The sequence below is a fragment of the Neisseria flavescens genome (assembly GCF_001618065.1).
GTDB lineage: Bacteria > Pseudomonadota > Gammaproteobacteria > Burkholderiales > Neisseriaceae > Neisseria > Neisseria flavescens_A.
The window spans coordinates 1-15,801 of record NZ_LAEI01000039.1; the positions used below are offsets into that span (position 1 = coordinate 1).

At 49.6% G+C, this 15,801-nt stretch carries 13 protein-coding genes; 5 read left to right on the forward strand and 8 right to left on the reverse strand.

Features of this window, described 5'->3' with window-relative positions; genetic code table 11:
- Window positions 1-130: 130 nt before the first annotated feature.
- Complete coding sequence (locus TW89_RS05025) at window positions 131-1,660, reverse strand: helicase HerA-like domain-containing protein (protein WP_128580740.1); 1,530 nt, start codon at window positions 1,658-1,660, stop codon at window positions 131-133.
- A 241-nt stretch (window positions 1,661-1,901) separates the two neighbouring features.
- Here TW89_RS05025 and TW89_RS05030 point away from each other — a divergent pair, with 241 nt between their 5' ends.
- Both TW89_RS05030 and murI read left to right on the forward strand, forming a co-directional pair.
- Window positions 1,902-3,131 (forward strand): multidrug effflux MFS transporter, encoded by a 1,230-nt coding sequence (locus TW89_RS05030; protein ID WP_128580741.1) that lies wholly within the window; start codon window positions 1,902-1,904, stop codon window positions 3,129-3,131.
- Window positions 3,132-3,192: 61 nt separating this feature from the next.
- Complete coding sequence (gene murI / locus TW89_RS05035) at window positions 3,193-4,002, forward strand: glutamate racemase (RefSeq protein WP_049331752.1); 810 nt, start codon at window positions 3,193-3,195, stop codon at window positions 4,000-4,002.
- 71 nt (window positions 4,003-4,073) lie between these two features.
- On the opposite strand, the gene TW89_RS05040 is transcribed toward murI, so the two are convergent.
- From TW89_RS05040 to TW89_RS05065, 5 genes are all read right to left on the reverse strand, one after another.
- Window positions 4,074-4,613 carry a hypothetical protein gene (locus tag TW89_RS05040; RefSeq protein ID WP_128580742.1) on the reverse strand — a complete coding sequence of 180 codons (540 nt, stop codon included), beginning with the start codon at window positions 4,611-4,613 and terminating at the stop codon, window positions 4,074-4,076.
- 147 nt (window positions 4,614-4,760) lie between these two features.
- Window positions 4,761-5,531 (reverse strand): exodeoxyribonuclease III, encoded by a 771-nt coding sequence (xth, locus tag TW89_RS05045; protein WP_128580743.1) that lies wholly within the window; start codon window positions 5,529-5,531, stop codon window positions 4,761-4,763.
- Window positions 5,532-5,698: 167 nt separating this feature from the next.
- Window positions 5,699-5,977, reverse strand: a complete 279-nt coding sequence (locus TW89_RS05055) for an ArsR/SmtB family transcription factor (RefSeq protein WP_003683896.1) — start codon at window positions 5,975-5,977, stop codon at window positions 5,699-5,701.
- Window positions 5,978-6,392: 415 nt separating this feature from the next.
- Complete coding sequence (locus TW89_RS05060) at window positions 6,393-8,174, reverse strand: extracellular solute-binding protein (protein WP_070607349.1); 1,782 nt, start codon at window positions 8,172-8,174, stop codon at window positions 6,393-6,395.
- Window positions 8,175-8,273: 99 nt separating this feature from the next.
- Entirely contained in the window at window positions 8,274-9,476 is a 1,203-nt protein-coding gene (locus TW89_RS05065; protein WP_070607346.1) for a YihY family inner membrane protein, read from the reverse strand.
- A 98-nt stretch (window positions 9,477-9,574) separates the two neighbouring features.
- Here TW89_RS05065 and wrbA point away from each other — a divergent pair, with 98 nt between their 5' ends.
- Both wrbA and TW89_RS05075 read left to right on the forward strand, forming a co-directional pair.
- Window positions 9,575-10,180 (forward strand): NAD(P)H:quinone oxidoreductase, encoded by a 606-nt coding sequence (gene wrbA / locus TW89_RS05070; RefSeq protein ID WP_128580744.1) that lies wholly within the window; start codon window positions 9,575-9,577, stop codon window positions 10,178-10,180.
- A 211-nt stretch (window positions 10,181-10,391) separates the two neighbouring features.
- A complete protein-coding gene (locus TW89_RS05075; protein ID WP_128580745.1) occupies window positions 10,392-12,569 on the forward strand; it encodes a TonB-dependent siderophore receptor in 2,178 nt (725 codons plus the stop codon).
- 191 nt (window positions 12,570-12,760) lie between these two features.
- Here the strand turns inward: TW89_RS05075 and aroG are convergent, their stop codons facing one another.
- Together aroG and TW89_RS05090 are read right to left on the reverse strand one after the other, a co-directional pair.
- Window positions 12,761-13,804: a 3-deoxy-7-phosphoheptulonate synthase AroG gene (gene aroG, locus TW89_RS05080; RefSeq protein WP_003683923.1), complete on the reverse strand. Its 1,044-nt coding sequence runs from the start codon at window positions 13,802-13,804 to the stop codon at window positions 12,761-12,763.
- 278 nt (window positions 13,805-14,082) lie between these two features.
- Entirely contained in the window at window positions 14,083-14,760 is a 678-nt protein-coding gene (locus TW89_RS05090; protein WP_128580746.1) for a TIGR02117 family protein, read from the reverse strand.
- A gap of 320 nt (window positions 14,761-15,080) precedes the next feature.
- Between TW89_RS05090 and TW89_RS05095 the strand changes: the two genes are divergently transcribed.
- Window positions 15,081-15,801 (forward strand): type VI secretion system Vgr family protein (locus tag TW89_RS05095; protein ID WP_128580747.1); only part of this gene is annotated, 721 nt, incomplete at its 3' end.

Sequence of the window (15,801 nt, forward strand, 5' to 3'; positions counted from 1 at the left end):
TCAGGTATCCAAGGGAGATTAAGGGGATATTTGAGTAGAATCGGTGGATATTTGAAACGAAAACAGCCGAAATCCTGTTTTGGGCTTCGGCTGTTGAGGAAAGGGCTATTTTGCAAAGGTCTCAGGCTGATTATTTGAACATATTTTTAATAATGCCCATTACGCTGCGGGAAATGGCGTTGGTGACTTGGCGGTTGATTTGGCTGCCGATGGCGTCGGCAACGTTGTAGCCCAAACCTTGGCCGGATTTTTTACGTCCGCCGCTCAAACCGCCGATCAGTCCGCCGAGGATGCCAGGATCGGCATTGGCAGCTTCTTTTTCTGCGGCTTTTTGTGCTTTTTCCTGCTCTTTGGCGGCATTTGCGGCTTCTTTTTCAGCGGCAGCCTGGCTGTCTGCTTCGGCCAATGCTTCAAAAGCGGAGTAGTTATCCACCATGTCTTTATAGGTTGGGTACAAATCGTCGTTTTGGAACAAGCGGTTGCGCTCTTCGGCGGCAAGCGGGGTCAGAGCGGATTGAGGCGGCAGGATGAGGGCGCGTTCCACCGGCTCGGGCATACCTTTTTCATCAAGGAAGGAAACGAGGGCTTCGCCGACGCCCAGTTCGGCAATCGCTTCGGCAACTTTGATATTTGGGTTGCTGCGGAAGGTTTCGGCAGCGGCTTTGACTGCTTTTTGGTCGCGCGGTGTGAAGGCGCGCAGGGCGTGTTGTACGCGGTTACCCAGTTGGCCGAGGATGGTATCGGGCAAGTCGAGCGGATTTTGGGTGACGAAATATACGCCCACGCCTTTAGAACGGATCAGGCGCACGACTTGTTCGATTTGTTCGACCAACGCATTGGCGGCATTGTCGAACATCAAATGCGCTTCGTCGAAGAACATCACGAATTTTGGTTTGTCCAAATCGCCGACTTCGGGCAGGGTTTCAAACAATTCTGCCAGCATCCACAGCAAAAACGCGCTGTACATACGCGGCGAGCGCATCAGTTTTTCGGAGTTGAGGATGTTGATGATGCCTTTGCCGTTGTCGGTTTGCATCCAGTCTTGCAGGTTGAGGGAAGGTTCTCCGAAGAATTTTTCTGCGCCTTCGTTTTCCAAAGTCAGCAGTTGGCGTTGAATCGCGCCGATACTGGCGGCAGAAACGTTGCCGTATTGCGTGCGGTATTCCGAAGCATGGTCGGAAACGTGTTTCAACATGCTGCGCAGGTCTTTTAAGTCCAGAATGTGCCAGCCTCTGTCGTCGGCAACTTTGAACACGAGGTTGAGCAGGCCTTCTTGCGTGTCGTTCAGATTCATCAGGCGGGCCAAAAGCATAGGGCCCATTTCTGAAACGGTTACGCGTACGGGAATACCGGTTTCGCCGTAAACATCCCAAAAGCGCACGGGGAAATTTTGCAGCCATTGCTCGCCCAAATCAAACTCGGCGATGCGTTCGCCCACTTTGCCGCTGTTGGCACCGGCTTGCGCAATGCCCGACAAATCGCCTTTGACATCGACCAAGAATACAGGGACGCCTTCGCTGCTGAAGGCTTCTGCCATACGGCGCAGGGTAACGGTTTTACCCGTACCGGTCGCGCCGGCGATCAAGCCGTGGCGGTTGGCCATTTTGCCTTGGATTTCGAGCGTTTTCCCGTCGGCACGCGCAATTTGAAATGTAGTCATGATTATTCCTTAGAATCCGTGATGTGAAACAATTTGTTGTCTTAAAAAACAAGCATTTTAACGTTTGCGGCGAGGGGATTCAACTAAGCAAAGTTTCAGACGGCCTTAAGTTTTGCAAAGGTTTTTTTGCAGTGATTGGACAAGGTTGAAATCTGCTATAATTCCATCCAATCCGCAACCGTCTGACAAGGCGGTTGTTTTCTTTGTTTTTTGAATATTTTTTACGAAAGCGAAAGTCGGAATGACTGCACAACAAGCCCCTTTGGGTGAAAAAACCATGGCCGTGCTGATGGCGATGTTGGTCGCGCTGATGCCGTTTTCTGTCGATGCCTATCTGCCTGCGATTCCCGAAATGGCGAAGTCGTTGGGTTCGGACATCCACCGCATTGAGCAAAGCCTGAGCTTTTTTATGTTTGGCGTGGCGTTTGGTCAGGTGGTCGGCGGTTCGATTTCGGATATTAAAGGCCGCAAACCTGTCGCCTTGGTGGGCTTGAGCATTTACTTTGCCGCCGTTATCGGTTTGACGATGGTGAATAATGTCGAGCAGCTGTTGAACTTGCGTGCCGTGCAGGCGTTTGGCGCGGGGATGACCGTGGTGATTTCCGGCGCGATGGTGCGCGATTATTATTCCGGACGCAAAGCCGCGCAGATGTTTGCCTTAATCGGTATCATTCTGATGATTGTGCCATTGATGGCGCCGATGATTGGTGCCGGTTTGCAGAATTTGGGCGGCTGGCGCATGATTTTCGGCTTTCTGGCCTGTTATTCGCTGCTGCTTTGGGGTTTGATGTGGTATTTCCTGCCCAAGCCGCACCAAAAAGGCAAAATCAGCATGGACGTGTTCGGCGTGGTGGCCGGCAGGTTTAAACGCGTTTTGAGGATGCGCGCCGCAATGGGCTATTTGTTTTTCCAAGCTTTCAGTTTCGGTTCGATGTTTGCCTTTTTGACCGAATCGTCGTTCGTGTACCAACATCTGTATCATGTTTCACCAAACCAATATGCTTGGATATTTGCGCTCAATATCATTACCATGATGTCGTTTAACCGCGTTACCGCATGGCGTTTGAAAACCGGTACGCATCCTCAAAACATCCTCAAATGGGGCATTATTGTCCAATTTACCGCCAATCTGCTGATGACGGTTTTGGTGTTGTCGCTGTCTCTGCCGCCTTTGTGGGCTTTGGTACCCTGTGTGATGTTTTCAGTCGGTACGCAAGGCTTGGTCGGTGCGAACACTCAAGCCTGCTTTATGAGTTATTTCAGCGCAGAGGGCGGCAGCGCAAATGCCGTTTTAGGCGTGTTCCAATCCCTTATCGGCGCATCGGTCGGCATGGCAACGACTTGGCTGCATAATGGTTCCGCCTTGGTAATGGCCGGTATGATGTTGAGTTCGACTGTGTGCGGTATCGTACTGTTGTGGATTTGCTCGCATCAGGCTTGGGTGGAAAACGATAAAAAAGAATATGTTTAACCTTCAGGCCGTCTGAAAAACGGTTTCAGACGGCCTCAACACTATATTGAAGAAATTAACCATGAGTACCAGCAAACAACGCCCTATCGGCGTATTCGATTCCGGCGTCGGTGGCTTGACCAACGTCCGCGCCCTGATGGAACGCCTGCCGATGGAAAACATCATCTATTTCGGCGATACCGCACGCGTTCCTTACGGCACCAAATCCCGCGCCACTATAGAAACCTTCGCCATGCAGATTGTCGATTTCCTGCTGGAAAACGATGTCAAAGCACTCGTCATCGCGTGCAACACCATCGCCGCCGTTGCCGGACAGAAAATCCGTCAAAAAGCAGGCAATATGCCCGTATTGGACGTCATCTCCGCCGGTGCTGAAGCCGCTTTGCAAACCACCAAAAACAACCGAATCGGCATTATCGCAACCAACACTACCGTCAACAGCAATGCCTACGCGCGCGCCATCCATTCAAAAAACAACGACACGCTGGTGCGCACACAAGCCGCGCCCCTGCTTGTGCCATTGGTAGAAGAGGGCTGGCTCGATCACGAAGTCACCCGTCTAACCGTACGCGAATACCTGAAGCCTCTCTTGGCCGACGACATCGATACGCTGGTGTTGGGTTGCACCCACTTCCCACTGCTCAAACCGCTTATCGGCCGCGAAGCACAAAACGTCACCTTGGTCGATTCCGCCATCACCACCGCCGAAGCCACCGCCAAAGCCTTGGCGCAAGCAGGTTTGCTGAATACAGAAAACGACAACCCGGATTACCGCTTCTACGTCAGCGACATCCCACTGCGCTTCCGCACCATCGGCGAACGCTTCTTGGGCAGAAGTATGGAACAGATTGAGATGGTAACGTTGGGTTGATGGGTAATATTAAAGGCCGTCTGAAAGGTAAAAATAAGAAGGTCGTCTGAATATTAACAGACGACCTTTTTTCATATTTTGGTTTTCAATAGACGTAAAGACATTAAAAATCTTACAAACCTAGATTTATCAGCGTAGCCCATAACAACATTTTTTGATATAGCCATTTCAATAACTGTATCAGCATATCTTATTTGTTCATTAATACTATTAGATGGTTTTATTTCATCATGTGCATAAAATATAATAACTTCATGACCAATTTTAAAAAGGTTAATATCTTTTCTGTTATTTGTATAGATACTTTCATTCCATGTTCGGCCATCAGGCAATATCAGTTCGAATGAATTAACTGAGTCTTGGCTATCTTGGCCTGCTTTATAGCATCTTTTTATTACCCCTCTAATAATATTTGTTTTCATCACTTTGTTTTTTATATTTTCCCACCAGAGTTCAGATCCATATAACCCTAAATTCCCTTTTAAACCAACATGCGGCTTATTGGGGTCTAGGGTTACTTGTTGAACCAGATGCATAAAGCTTGGATCTCTTTCTATTTCAATAGAAAGATCATAGACTAATTTAAAATCCTCATTAATATCTAGTAACATATGTACTCCTAAATTTTCAAACTTTGTTCTTATTGTAATCTCAAAAACAAATAGATTTGAGAATTCAATCTATATTTTATTGTGCACAATACCAAGGCCGTCTGAAATTCAGTTTTCAGGCGGCCTTATTGTTTATTCACTCAAAATCTAACAGTCAAACTCGGCGATTACCGGTGCATGGTCGCTGGGGCGTTCTTGGGCTCGGGTTTCTAGGTCGACTGTGACGTCGGTAAGGGTGGCGGCGAGTTCGGGGCTGGTGAGGATATGGTCGATGCGCAGGCCGAGTTTGCGTTGGAACATGGCGCCGCGGTAGTCGAACCAGGTGTAGAACGCGCCTTCGGGGTGGACTTTGCGCAGGCTGTCAGTCAGGCCGAGGTCGAGCAGGTTTTTAAACCATTGTCTTTCGATGGAGGAGCAATGGATTTTTTCGTGCCATTTTTCGAGGTCGTAGCAGTCGGCATCGGCAGGGGCGATGTTGAAGTCGCCGAGCAGGACGAGTTTGGGGTGGGCGGCCATTTCGGCGCGGACGAACTCGGTCAATGCGGCAAACCATTGTTCTTTGTATTGGAATTTGGGGCTGTCCAGGGCTTCGCCGTTGACGCAATAGACGTTGATGACGCGTACGCCGTTGATGGTGGCGGCGATGACGCGGCGTTGCGGGTCGTCGGGAAGGGCGGGAAGGCCGCAATGTACGTCTTGCGGCTCGTGGCAGCTGATGATGGCGACGCCGTTGTAGGTTTTTTGGCCGCTCCAGACGCAGTGCCAGCCCATCATTTGTAGGGCGGCGGCCGGGAATTTGTCTTGGTCGAGTTTGAGTTCTTGTAAGGCGAGTATGTCGGCTTGGTGGTCGGCCAGCCAGTTTTGTACTTGGGGCAGGCGGACGTTGAGGGAATTGACGTTCCAAGTGGCGATTTTCATGATGTTTCCGTGTGTGCTGTTGGGTGGGAAGGCGGCAGATTGTGCCTGTGTGCATGGGCGGTATTGTATAGCGGATTGGTTTATTTTTCGATATGGGCTGAAAGGGGCAGGCCGTCTGAAAGCTGATGTTTCAGACGGCCTTGATGTTGTGATGTGGAATAATTTGTTTATTCGGCTTGGTCTTTGAGCGTGCGCAGGGTATTGAGGATGGTGGTGGCTTCTTCGGAGATGAGGCGGTATTCGATGATGCGGTGGTAGCGCGTGAAATCGATGATGCCTTCGGTGCGCAGGCGTGCGAGGTGGTTGGCGATGCCGGTCGGGGAGGAGTCGAGCGCTTGCGCCAGTTCGGTAATGCTGCGGTCGCCGTCAAGCAGCAGAAAAAGAATGGCCATACGTTCGGGGTTGGCAATCAGTTTGAGAATGGTAGAGAGACGCTTGATTTCCATATTATTGTTCCTTTTGTCTGTTATATGAACGCTTGATTTAGGTTAAATTTGGATGATTGTAGTTTTTATTAAGATTAACCTTATAATTCAAACTCTTACCTTGCAGTGTACACGGTTTTGTAAAATTTGAGGGCATTGTTTTGCAATTTTTTTGTTCATTTTCGATATTTTGCTTCGGTTGCGAAAATGGATTGAAAAGAGACGAAAAGGCCGTCTGAAATGTTCCGTTGCAGATGATTTTGCTGACGGATGTTTCAGACGGCCTTTGATTTGGTTTTAAGTTGTTTTTTCTTTTATGTTTGTTTGGAATCAGCCGATTGATTGTTTTTAAACAAACAACTAGGTTTTATGATTCTATGCTTAAGACTACACGCCAAGGGCTTGTCAGCCGCTTGGACGTGTTGTCGAAATGCGACTACTTTTTCTTCCAGCCTGCGGTCATGGCGAAGGTAATAGGGTCGTAGTATTTCGGCAGCTTGGACGGAATGCCGACATCGTTACGGTACACGACGCGGTAGCGGTCGGCGAACCAGTTTGGAACGATGGTGTATTGGTGGCGGATCAGTCGGTCGAGCGCGCGCGAGGTGGTTTGCAGCTCTTGGCGGTTGGTAAAGCTGTTGAAATGGGTTAACAGTTTTTCAACCGCGGGATGACAGACGCCGGATAGATTGCGGCTGCCTTCGGTTTTGGCGGCGGCGCAGCTGAAGTAGTCGTATTGCTCGTTGCCGGGGCTTTCGCTGTTGCCGTAGTAGCCGGTGGTCACGTCAAAATCGAAGTCGTTCATGCGTTTTTGGTATACGGCGGAATCGGCGGTGCGCACGTTCATAGTAATGCCGATTTTGGCGAGGTCGCGCTGCCATTTGGCGGTAATGCGTTCGTAGTTTTTGCTGGGGGCGAGGAATTCAAAGGTCAGCGGTTTGCCTTGTTTGTCGACTGCTTTGCCGTTTTTGTATTGGTAGCCGCCTTTTTCAAGCAGGGCGCGTGCTTTGAGCAGGTTCGGACGCACGCCCAGTTTGGGGTCGGTAACCGGCGGCATAGGGACGTCTTGATCCAATACGCCGTCGGGCAACTTGGTGCCCAATGATTTGAGCAATGCGGTTTCCGCGCTGTCAGGCTTTCCGGTCGCAGCCATGGTGCTGTTGGTGAAGAAGCTGTCGGTGCGGCGGTATGCGCCGTAGAAGATGCGGCTGTTGACGCTTTCGTAGTCAAAGCTTTCAATCAAGGCGCGGCGGACGTAAATATTGTCCAAGGGCTTGTGGCGCATATTGATGACAAAGCCTTGCATGCCGGCTGTGCTGTTTTGTACCCATTCGTGTTTGGACAGATTGCGTTTTTTGAGGACTTCGTCGGAGTAGGCACGCGCCCAGTTGCGGGCGACGTTTTCTTGTACGAAGTCATATTGGCCGCCTTTTAACCCTTCGATGCGGACAACTTCGTCTTTGACGTATTTGATGCGGATGTGGTCGTAATTGTAACGGCCTTTGCGCACGGGCAGGTTTTGCGCCCAGTAGTTTTTGTCGCGGACAAACTCGCTGATGCGGCCGTTTTCGGCTTTGGCAAAACGGTAGGGGCCGGAACCGATGGGCAGGCTGTTGGGCGCGGCGGCCAGGCCTTTTGGATAGCTTTTATGCGAGAAGACGGGCAGGCTGCCGAGAATCATGTGCAATTCTGAGTTGCGCTGCTTGAAACGGAACACGACGGTGCGGTCGTTGGGCGTTTCCACTTTGGCCACGTCGCTCCAGTAGAAGTGGTACATGGGGGCGGCGGCTTTGTCTTTGGTCAGGATGTTAAATGAAGCGGCAACGTCTTTGGCCAAAACGGGGTCGCCGTTGTGGAATTTGGCTTTGGGGTTGATTTTGAAGGTAACGGAAAGGCCGTCCGGCGCCAGGGCGATGTCTTCGGCAATCAGCCCGTAAACGGCGTAAGGTTCGTCCATGCTTTGCTCGGTCAGGGTGTCGAGCGTCAGCATACTGATGCCGTATTCGTGGTTGCCTTTGAGGGTAAAGGGGTTGAGCGTGTCAAAAGCACCGAGGAAAGGCGTGGTAAATGAGCCACCTTTTGGGGCGTTGGGATTGACGTATTCGAAGGCGGTGAAGTTGGCCGGATATTTGGGTGGTTGGCCAAGGCCTACGCCGTGGGCGGCAAAGGCGGCAGATGGAATCAGACCGAGTAGCGAGAGTAGGGCTGGTGTTTTCATCTATTTATCCTTGTAGGTCGAATGTAATATTCAGTAGTGTGCCGATTATAGCAAAGGCCGTCTGAAACTTGATATTTTTGGTTTCAGACGGCGTCAGGTTTAAGAGGATTGTTTTTTCGTATGGGCGCCGAACTCGGCCAGCGTCATGTTCAAGGTTTCCAAGCAGGGCTGCATGATGTGGTCAACCGTTTGATTGACCTTGTCTTTATTAAGCGTTTGCGGACGGTAGACAAAGAGTTTGAACAGCTCCGCCAAGTCGATGGACTCCGCCCCCATTTTCAAGACCCAGCCCTGACGGCCGGAATAGACATAACCGTGTCGCGCCAGTTTTTCTAAAAGCTCGCCCAATTCATCAAAGCCCATATTGATATGCCGTCTGAACTCCTGCACCGGCAATGCCTTGCCGTTTTGTTGGGCAGAATCGAGTAGCAGCAGGATTTTCAATACATCGTCAAAGCGGCCGCGCGCATCCAAACTGCGGCGGAACGCTTCGCCGCGCCAGTAGGAGAGGGACGAGGTCAAAACCGCACCGCCCAATACCAGCGTCCATAACAGGTTGAGCCACAACAGGAAAAACGGTACTGCGGCAAATGCGCCGTAAATTGATTTGTAGCCGTCAAAGTTGCCCATGTACCAAGCGAATAAAAAGCGTGCCGTTTCCAAGCAAAACGCCGTTACAGCCGCGCCGACCAAAGCATGGCTTGCCGGTACGAAACGGTTGGGCACAAAGCGGTATAAACCCCACAGCAGCACCGTAATAAATGAAACCGTAGTGATAACCCTCAGCCATTCCGAGCCGCCCACTACTTGCACCTGACCGATTACGACCGACAAGCCTACACCCAAAGACAAAGGCCCAAACGTCAGCAACGCCCAATACACCAAAAACTGCATCATCCAAGGCCGTTGCGAATTGACGCGCCAAATCCGGTTGAACGCATTGTCTATCGTCCGAATCAGCATCAGCGAGGTTACGACCAACATCACACTGCCGATGGCCGTCAGCTTGGTGGCCTTATCGCGGAACGCATTGATGTAGTCAAACACCATATCCGCGCCCTGCGGCACAATGGTACGATTGATGAAAGAGACAAATTCCCCCGACCATTGGTCAAAAACAGGGAAGGCCGAAGCGATGACGACCATCACCGTCAACACGGGCACCAAAGCCAAAAGCGTCGTAAACGTCATGCTTGCCGCAACCTGCGGCACACGCTCCTCATCAAAACGGCGCACGACAAACCAAGCGAACGCCACGCCTTTACTCTTTAAAAAACCTTGCCACCATTGCGAAAACGGCATAACCTTTTCCCACTTTTGAATAGAAATTTTTCTTTTCAGACGGCCCGAGTATTCAAAAGGCCGTCTGAAACCTGACAGCATTGTAACGGAAACCCCAAATGAACCCAAATCCTCTGAAAGTCCTCGTTCTCTTTTATTCCCAAAATGGCAGCACACGCAACCTTGCCCGCCAAATCGCACGCGGTATCGAAAGCGTGGACGGTTGCGAAGCCGTATTGCGTACCGTTCCCAAAGTTTCCACCGTTTGCGAAGCCGTTGAAAAAGACATTCCCGACGAAGGTGCGCCCTACGCGACTGCCGACGACCTCAAAAATTGCGCCGGCCTCGCGCTCGGCAGCCCGACACGTTTTGGCAATATGGCTGCCGCGATGAAATACTTTATCGACGGCACCATTCCCCTTTGGCTCGGCGCAGAACTTGTCGGCAAGCCTGCCACCGTATTCACCAGCACATCTTCGCTGCACGGCGGCCAAGAAAGCACCCTGCTGACCATGATGCTGCCCCTGTTGCACCACGGCATGGTCATCAGCGGCATTCCATATACCGAGTCCGCGCTCAGCAATACCCAAAGCGGCGGCACGCCTTACGGCGCAAGCCATGTTTCCGGCCACGACAGCAAGCCGGCATTGACTGCTGAAGAAAACGATATTGCCTTCGCACAAGGTAAACGTTTGGCAGAATTGGCACGAAAATTGGCAGACTGATTACCTTGTAATAAAAAGATTAAGGCCGTCTGAAAACCTGATGATGCGGGTTTTCAGACGGCCTTTCTAGTTAATTATGATTAGTCTTAAAGAAATATTTTTAATGAAACAAATGACTTAGAAAATAGTGATTAGAACATAGTTTCATCGGACTACATCTTTTTGATAGAATCTGCGACCAAATTGTAAAGATAAGCTAATTGGAGAGGCTATGTCACTACCTGTATTCCCCTATGGCAAATTAAGCTTTGCCGTCAGTCTGGCGCTGTGTTCGGCGTATTCTTTCGCAACCGAAGTAGAAAATACCCAGCCGCAAGAACGTGTCGATTTACCGACAGTTACCGTCCAAGGTGTCGGAAAACAGACTACTTCCAACTACACCATTCCTGCTTCCTCTGCCGCAACAGGCATCCGCCTGACCCAGCGCGAAACGCCGCAGTCCCTGTCTGTCGTTACTGAAAAACAAATGGACGACCAAGGTTTGGATACCTTGCAGGACGTGTTGAAACAAACACCGGGTGTGTTCCACAGCAAAATGGGCAACAACGTCTCCGGCCACAGCCAATTTATTTCGCGCAGCCAGGCGATTGACAGCATTTCCGTGGACGGCGCGCCCAAGTTCCTTTACGACGGTAAAGCCATCCGCCGCGGCACCAACAATCTGGACAGCACATTGTACGAACAAGTCGTCGTCGTACGCGGCGCAAGCGGTTTGTCCAACGGCGGTATGGGCGAGCCGGGCGGTACGGTTGCTTTGGAACGCAAAAAACCGACTGCCAAGCCAGCCATCAGCGTAGAAGCCGGTGTCGGTTCGTGGAACCACTACCGCTTCGTCCTTGATGCCAATCAGCCTTTGAATACAGACAATACCTTGCGCGGCCGCGCTATTTTGGTCAGCGACCACGGCGGCGATTACCTGCCGAACACATCGCGCCATAATCACACTTTCTACGGTACGTTGTCTTACGATATCACGCCGCAAACCCAATGGCGCCTCGGTACGGAAATACACCGTTTCCGCAATACCGGCAGCTCGCGTTTCAGCTACCTGACCGCAGCAGGTTCGCGCCGTACTGGATTCATACCGTTTGAGTCTTCGCCGCGTAGCAATTCGTCCGCACGCTGGGCATACGGCAAAGACACCAGTGCCGAAGTATTCACTTCCCTCAGCCATGAGTTTGACAACGGCTGGAAACTGACAGGCGATTACAGCCATGTTTCGGGTAAAAACGACATCGTTTCAGGCATTGCCGGTACTTTTGTCATTAATTCCGATTACTCCGCGCTCTTTACATCTGACCGCGATCGCAGCAAATACCGCGACCAGAATTTTTCATTGGCCTTAGACGGCCATTATCCGGCGTTGGGCCGTTCGCATGAGTTCAATGTGGGTATCAGCTATCAGGACAACAAAGAAAACCTTTCTTTCTACGAAGAAGGCGAGTCGATGATTCCCGATTTGCGTAAATTTGACGGCAACATCGCCAAACCCGATATGCCATATCTGCGCGATGGTTTTTCACGTATGAAAAACCTGTCGGTTTACGGCTCGACCCGTTTCAAACTGACCGACAAGCTCGCCTTTATCGGCGGCAGCCGTTTTGTGGATTGGCGTTACCGTTACAGCACCAGCCGTAACAAATTCGCACATAGCAGCCATAAACAAAACGTTTTCATTCCTTATTTGGGCGTAACCTACGACATCGGCGACAATTTGACCGCCTATGCGTCTTACACCACCATTTTCCGTCCGCAAGTGCGTTACCTGACCAAAGACGGCGCAGCGCTCAAACCGCAGCGCGGCAAAACTTACGAGACCGGTTTGAAAGCCTCATGGTTTGAAGGCCGTCTGAATGCTTCCGCCTCCGTCTTTATGAACAAACGCGACCATTTGGGCGTTGTCGCAGGCAAATTCGCAAATGGCGAGGAATACTACCGCGCAGCCGACAACACCACAACAAAAGGCGTGGAACTCTCTGTCGGCGGCCGTCTGAGCGAAAAATGGCTGTTGAATGCGTCTTATGCACGTTCTAAAATCAAAGACAGCGAAGGGGTTCAACTGCATCCGTCTTATCCCGTTCATTTGTTCAAACTCTTTACCGCGTATGACGTAACCGACCGTTTGAACCTGGGTGCCAACGTCAACTGGCAAAGCCGCAGCCACACGCTGGATGAATACCCTGCAGACATCAATCCAGCCGCCGCGGCCGCGTTGACCCAACGTCCGTATGCAACGCTGGACTTGACCGGTCATTACAAAATCGGCAAATCCACCCGCATCAGTTTGGACTTTGAAAACGTGTTCAACAAACGCTATCGCACCATGCCGGATATTCACGTTTACGGCACGCCGCGTAGTGTGACTGCAACGGTTAAACACACGTTTTAATTGAAAAGAAAAGTAGGAGAGGCCGTCTGAAAACCTGAATGATCGGGTTTTCAGACGGCCTGAATATTTTCTAACATATTGTTTTGATGTCAAATCTGACTAAAAATTGCTTGGTATCTTGAGCAAAGAAATTAAAATGACAGACGCAAAAAAAGACCGGAACATATCCGGTCTTTTTAATGGTTTCGCACTTATGCTTGGTAACCTTTCGCTTCGGCAAGCAGGGCCAGCAATTCTTCAGTCGTATCCCAACCGATGCAGGCATCCGTAATACTTTGACCGTAAACCTCTGGCTTGTCTTGGCGGCCTTCAACCAAGTGGCTTTCCACCATCACGCCCATGATGTTTTCTTCACCGGCTTTCAGCTGTGCCGCAACATCGCGAGCTACATCCATTTGTTTGCGGAAGTCTTTACGGCTGTTGGCATGGCTGCAGTCCACCATCAGTTTGCTGCTCACGCCGGCTTTTTGAAGCTGCGCAACCGCGTCTTTAACGTGTTCCGCGCTGTAATTAGGCTCTTTACCGCCACGCAAAATCGCATGGCAGTCAGGGTTGCCACTGGTGTGGACAATCGCGGAATGACCGGCTTTGGTTACAGACAGGAAGTGGTGCGGATGATTGGCGGCGCCGATGGCGTCGATGGCGATTTTCAGATTGCCGTCCGTACCGTTTTTAAAACCGACAGGGCAGGAGAGGCCACTGGCCAATTCGCGGTGTACCTGGCTTTCAGTCGTACGCGCACCAATCGCGCCCCAAGAAATCAGGTCGGCGTAGTATTGCGGCGTAATCATGTCCAAGAATTCAGTCGAAGCAGGCATGCCCATTTCGTTCAAAGTCAGCAACAACTGACGCGCTTGGCGCAGACCGTAGTTGATGTCAAACGTACCGTCCAAGTGCGGATCGTTAATCAGACCTTTCCAACCAACAGTTGTACGCGGTTTTTCAAAATACACGCGCATTACAATCAGCAGCTCTTTCTCATATTTTTTGCGCAAGGGCAGCAATTTTTGCGCATATTCAACCGCCGCCTTAGTATCGTGAATCGAGCATGGACCGATAATGACCAGCAAACGGTTGTCGCGGCCGTGAACCAAATCCGAAATCTCATGACGTGTTTTATAAACCAAATTGGCAACCTGAGGCGTAACAGGCAGCTCATACAAATGCGCGATTGGAGGTAATAACTCTTTGACTTCTTTAATTTTAATATCGTCGGTAGGGTGGTGTTGGGACATGATGGACTCTCTTGTTTATTTTTGATACAGGTTACAGGTTTTAGCAGAATTAAACAAGGCTTAGTTTTTTATCTTAGCAATTTTATTCTAAAATTTCTTTATTTTAATTGTATTATAGAATTTAAAATTGATTTTTTTGTAAAAATTAATATTTAATACCATTAAAAAATTTCATTTATATAATAAAGGGCTTTGGGTTTTTATCAAAATACAGGCCGTCTGAAAATGTTCAGACGGCCTGAAGTCTTACATAGACCAAAAATTGAGAAGCGTGAAGGCTATCGGTATTGTTCCAGTAAGGGTGAAGAGAAAGGAGTCCAATACACGCCTTTAAGGCCGCTTTCAACCAATTTGTCATTCAACCAAGTGTTGCAAGTATTGAATAAATGATAGCGCCCTTTGGCTTCGTAAAAAGCATCGTTAGACTGATGATGGACTCCTTTTAGCAAGATAGTTTGCCCATTTTTTTGTTGAAAACCGGCCAAGAGCGATTTGGTTAAATTCCTGTATTGCTCAGGCGTGACCAAAAATTTGACGACGTGGCTATTTTCTCGTGGTTCAAAAGGATAATAAGTAACATGAATCAGCGTACGGTTCAGCCCGCTTAATGCATCTAAAGCATTGGAGAAAGTCAAATCTTTCCACTCAGGCGTGTATAAATAAAAATTACGCTCCCCCCAGCCTAAACCGATATGCGTTATTTGAGGATTAGTAGAAAGCATGTCTTTTGGATTGACGACATCCGACCAATCAAAAATATCATTCTTCAGCGGCATGACTACATCAGTATGCACGCCGTTACTGACTAAAAATAAAGTAATTTCCCCTTTGGGCTGCTCTTCATTAAGCGGCAATGAAGCCATCATCCAAGCAGACAAAAAATACAATAGGGCAAAAATAGGGATGATCAGCGCTATTTTGCCGATTTTTTTGAGGATGTGGAGAAAGGAGCGCATTCGTTTTTTAAAGGCGATTAAGTTTGAAGGTGTATATTTTCCATTAAATTTGTACTTTTTTCATTAGAAATGAGTGGGTGGTATCATAAATAAGCGGACGGTATAGTTATTAAAAAAATAGTTAGATTTAGAAGTTGATTCACGCAAATTTCTTAAAAATTTAATTGGAGAGAGTTTTAAGGTTTGTTGATAAGTAGATTGAAATCAACTGGATTTATTACCTTTCAGACGGCCTTTTTTCCATTTATCCCATTTGCTTTACCATCAGCATAATCCAAGTTAATATATCAAATTCATTGTCATTCTAAAATTGTCTCGTCATGACTGCCCGCCAATCCTACCACCTTACCTTTGCCCGTTTTTCCCCCACACTTTCAGTCCGCTCCTTCAGCGCATCCGAAGCAGTCAATACCGCTTACAGTGTTGAAATTACCGCCACCTCGACCGATTCCTCGCTGCCTCTGTCTTCCTACCTCAACCAGCGCGCAGCGTTTGAGATTCATCCGCAGGAAGGCTTACTGTTGGAAGTGGCCGGGGCATTCGGGTCTGCTTCAGACGATCACCTGGCAAAGCAATGGCAGGGCATTATCACCTCATGCGAGAAGTTGTCCGTCTCCAAGAATGAAACCGTTTACCGCTTTGTTTTAGAGCCGCGTTTCGCGGCTTTAAAACATTTCCAAACCTCCCGGCTGTTCCAACACCAAACCGTCCCCGATATCGTTGCCGCCGTCTTTAAGCATCACGGCTTCTCCGGTGTCGACTACCGTTTCCAAAAGAGCCGCAGTTACAGCGTACGCGAGTATGTCACCCAGTATCTCGAAAGCGACTTCGACTTTATCAACCGTCTGTGTGAAGAAGAAGGCATCTGGTATGCCTTCGAACAGCATGAACAACATGGCGACGTAGTCGTCTTTGGCGACAGTCCCACACACTATTGGCGCAGCCAAGGCTTACCCGTTTCCTACCGCCCCCATGCCGGATTGGAGAGTGTCGGTACCGAAGCACTCTTTAACTTAAGCATCCGCCACAACCCCATCGTCG

What these genes read in the sequence shown, in the direction of transcription:
- TW89_RS05055 (WP_003683896.1), bottom strand. Translation starts at nt 5,977, where the DNA reads ATGGAAATCAAGCGTCTCTCTACCATTCTCAAACTGATTGCCAACCCC.
- TW89_RS05065 (WP_070607346.1), bottom strand. Translation starts at nt 9,476, where the DNA reads ATGCCGTTTTCGCAATGGTGGCAAGGTTTTTTAAAGAGTAAAGGCGTG.
- murI (WP_049331752.1), top strand. Translation starts at nt 3,193, where the DNA reads ATGAGTACCAGCAAACAACGCCCTATCGGCGTATTCGATTCCGGCGTC.
- wrbA (WP_128580744.1), top strand. Translation starts at nt 9,575, where the DNA reads ATGAACCCAAATCCTCTGAAAGTCCTCGTTCTCTTTTATTCCCAAAAT.
- aroG (WP_003683923.1), bottom strand. Translation starts at nt 13,804, where the DNA reads ATGTCCCAACACCACCCTACCGACGATATTAAAATTAAAGAAGTCAAA.
- TW89_RS05030 (WP_128580741.1), top strand. Translation starts at nt 1,902, where the DNA reads ATGACTGCACAACAAGCCCCTTTGGGTGAAAAAACCATGGCCGTGCTG.
- TW89_RS05090 (WP_128580746.1), bottom strand. Translation starts at nt 14,760, where the DNA reads ATGCGCTCCTTTCTCCACATCCTCAAAAAAATCGGCAAAATAGCGCTG.
- xth (WP_128580743.1), bottom strand. Translation starts at nt 5,531, where the DNA reads ATGAAAATCGCCACTTGGAACGTCAATTCCCTCAACGTCCGCCTGCCC.
- TW89_RS05075 (WP_128580745.1), top strand. Translation starts at nt 10,392, where the DNA reads ATGTCACTACCTGTATTCCCCTATGGCAAATTAAGCTTTGCCGTCAGT.
- TW89_RS05025 (WP_128580740.1), bottom strand. Translation starts at nt 1,660, where the DNA reads ATGACTACATTTCAAATTGCGCGTGCCGACGGGAAAACGCTCGAAATC.
- TW89_RS05040 (WP_128580742.1), bottom strand. Translation starts at nt 4,613, where the DNA reads ATGTTACTAGATATTAATGAGGATTTTAAATTAGTCTATGATCTTTCT.
- TW89_RS05060 (WP_070607349.1), bottom strand. Translation starts at nt 8,174, where the DNA reads ATGAAAACACCAGCCCTACTCTCGCTACTCGGTCTGATTCCATCTGCC.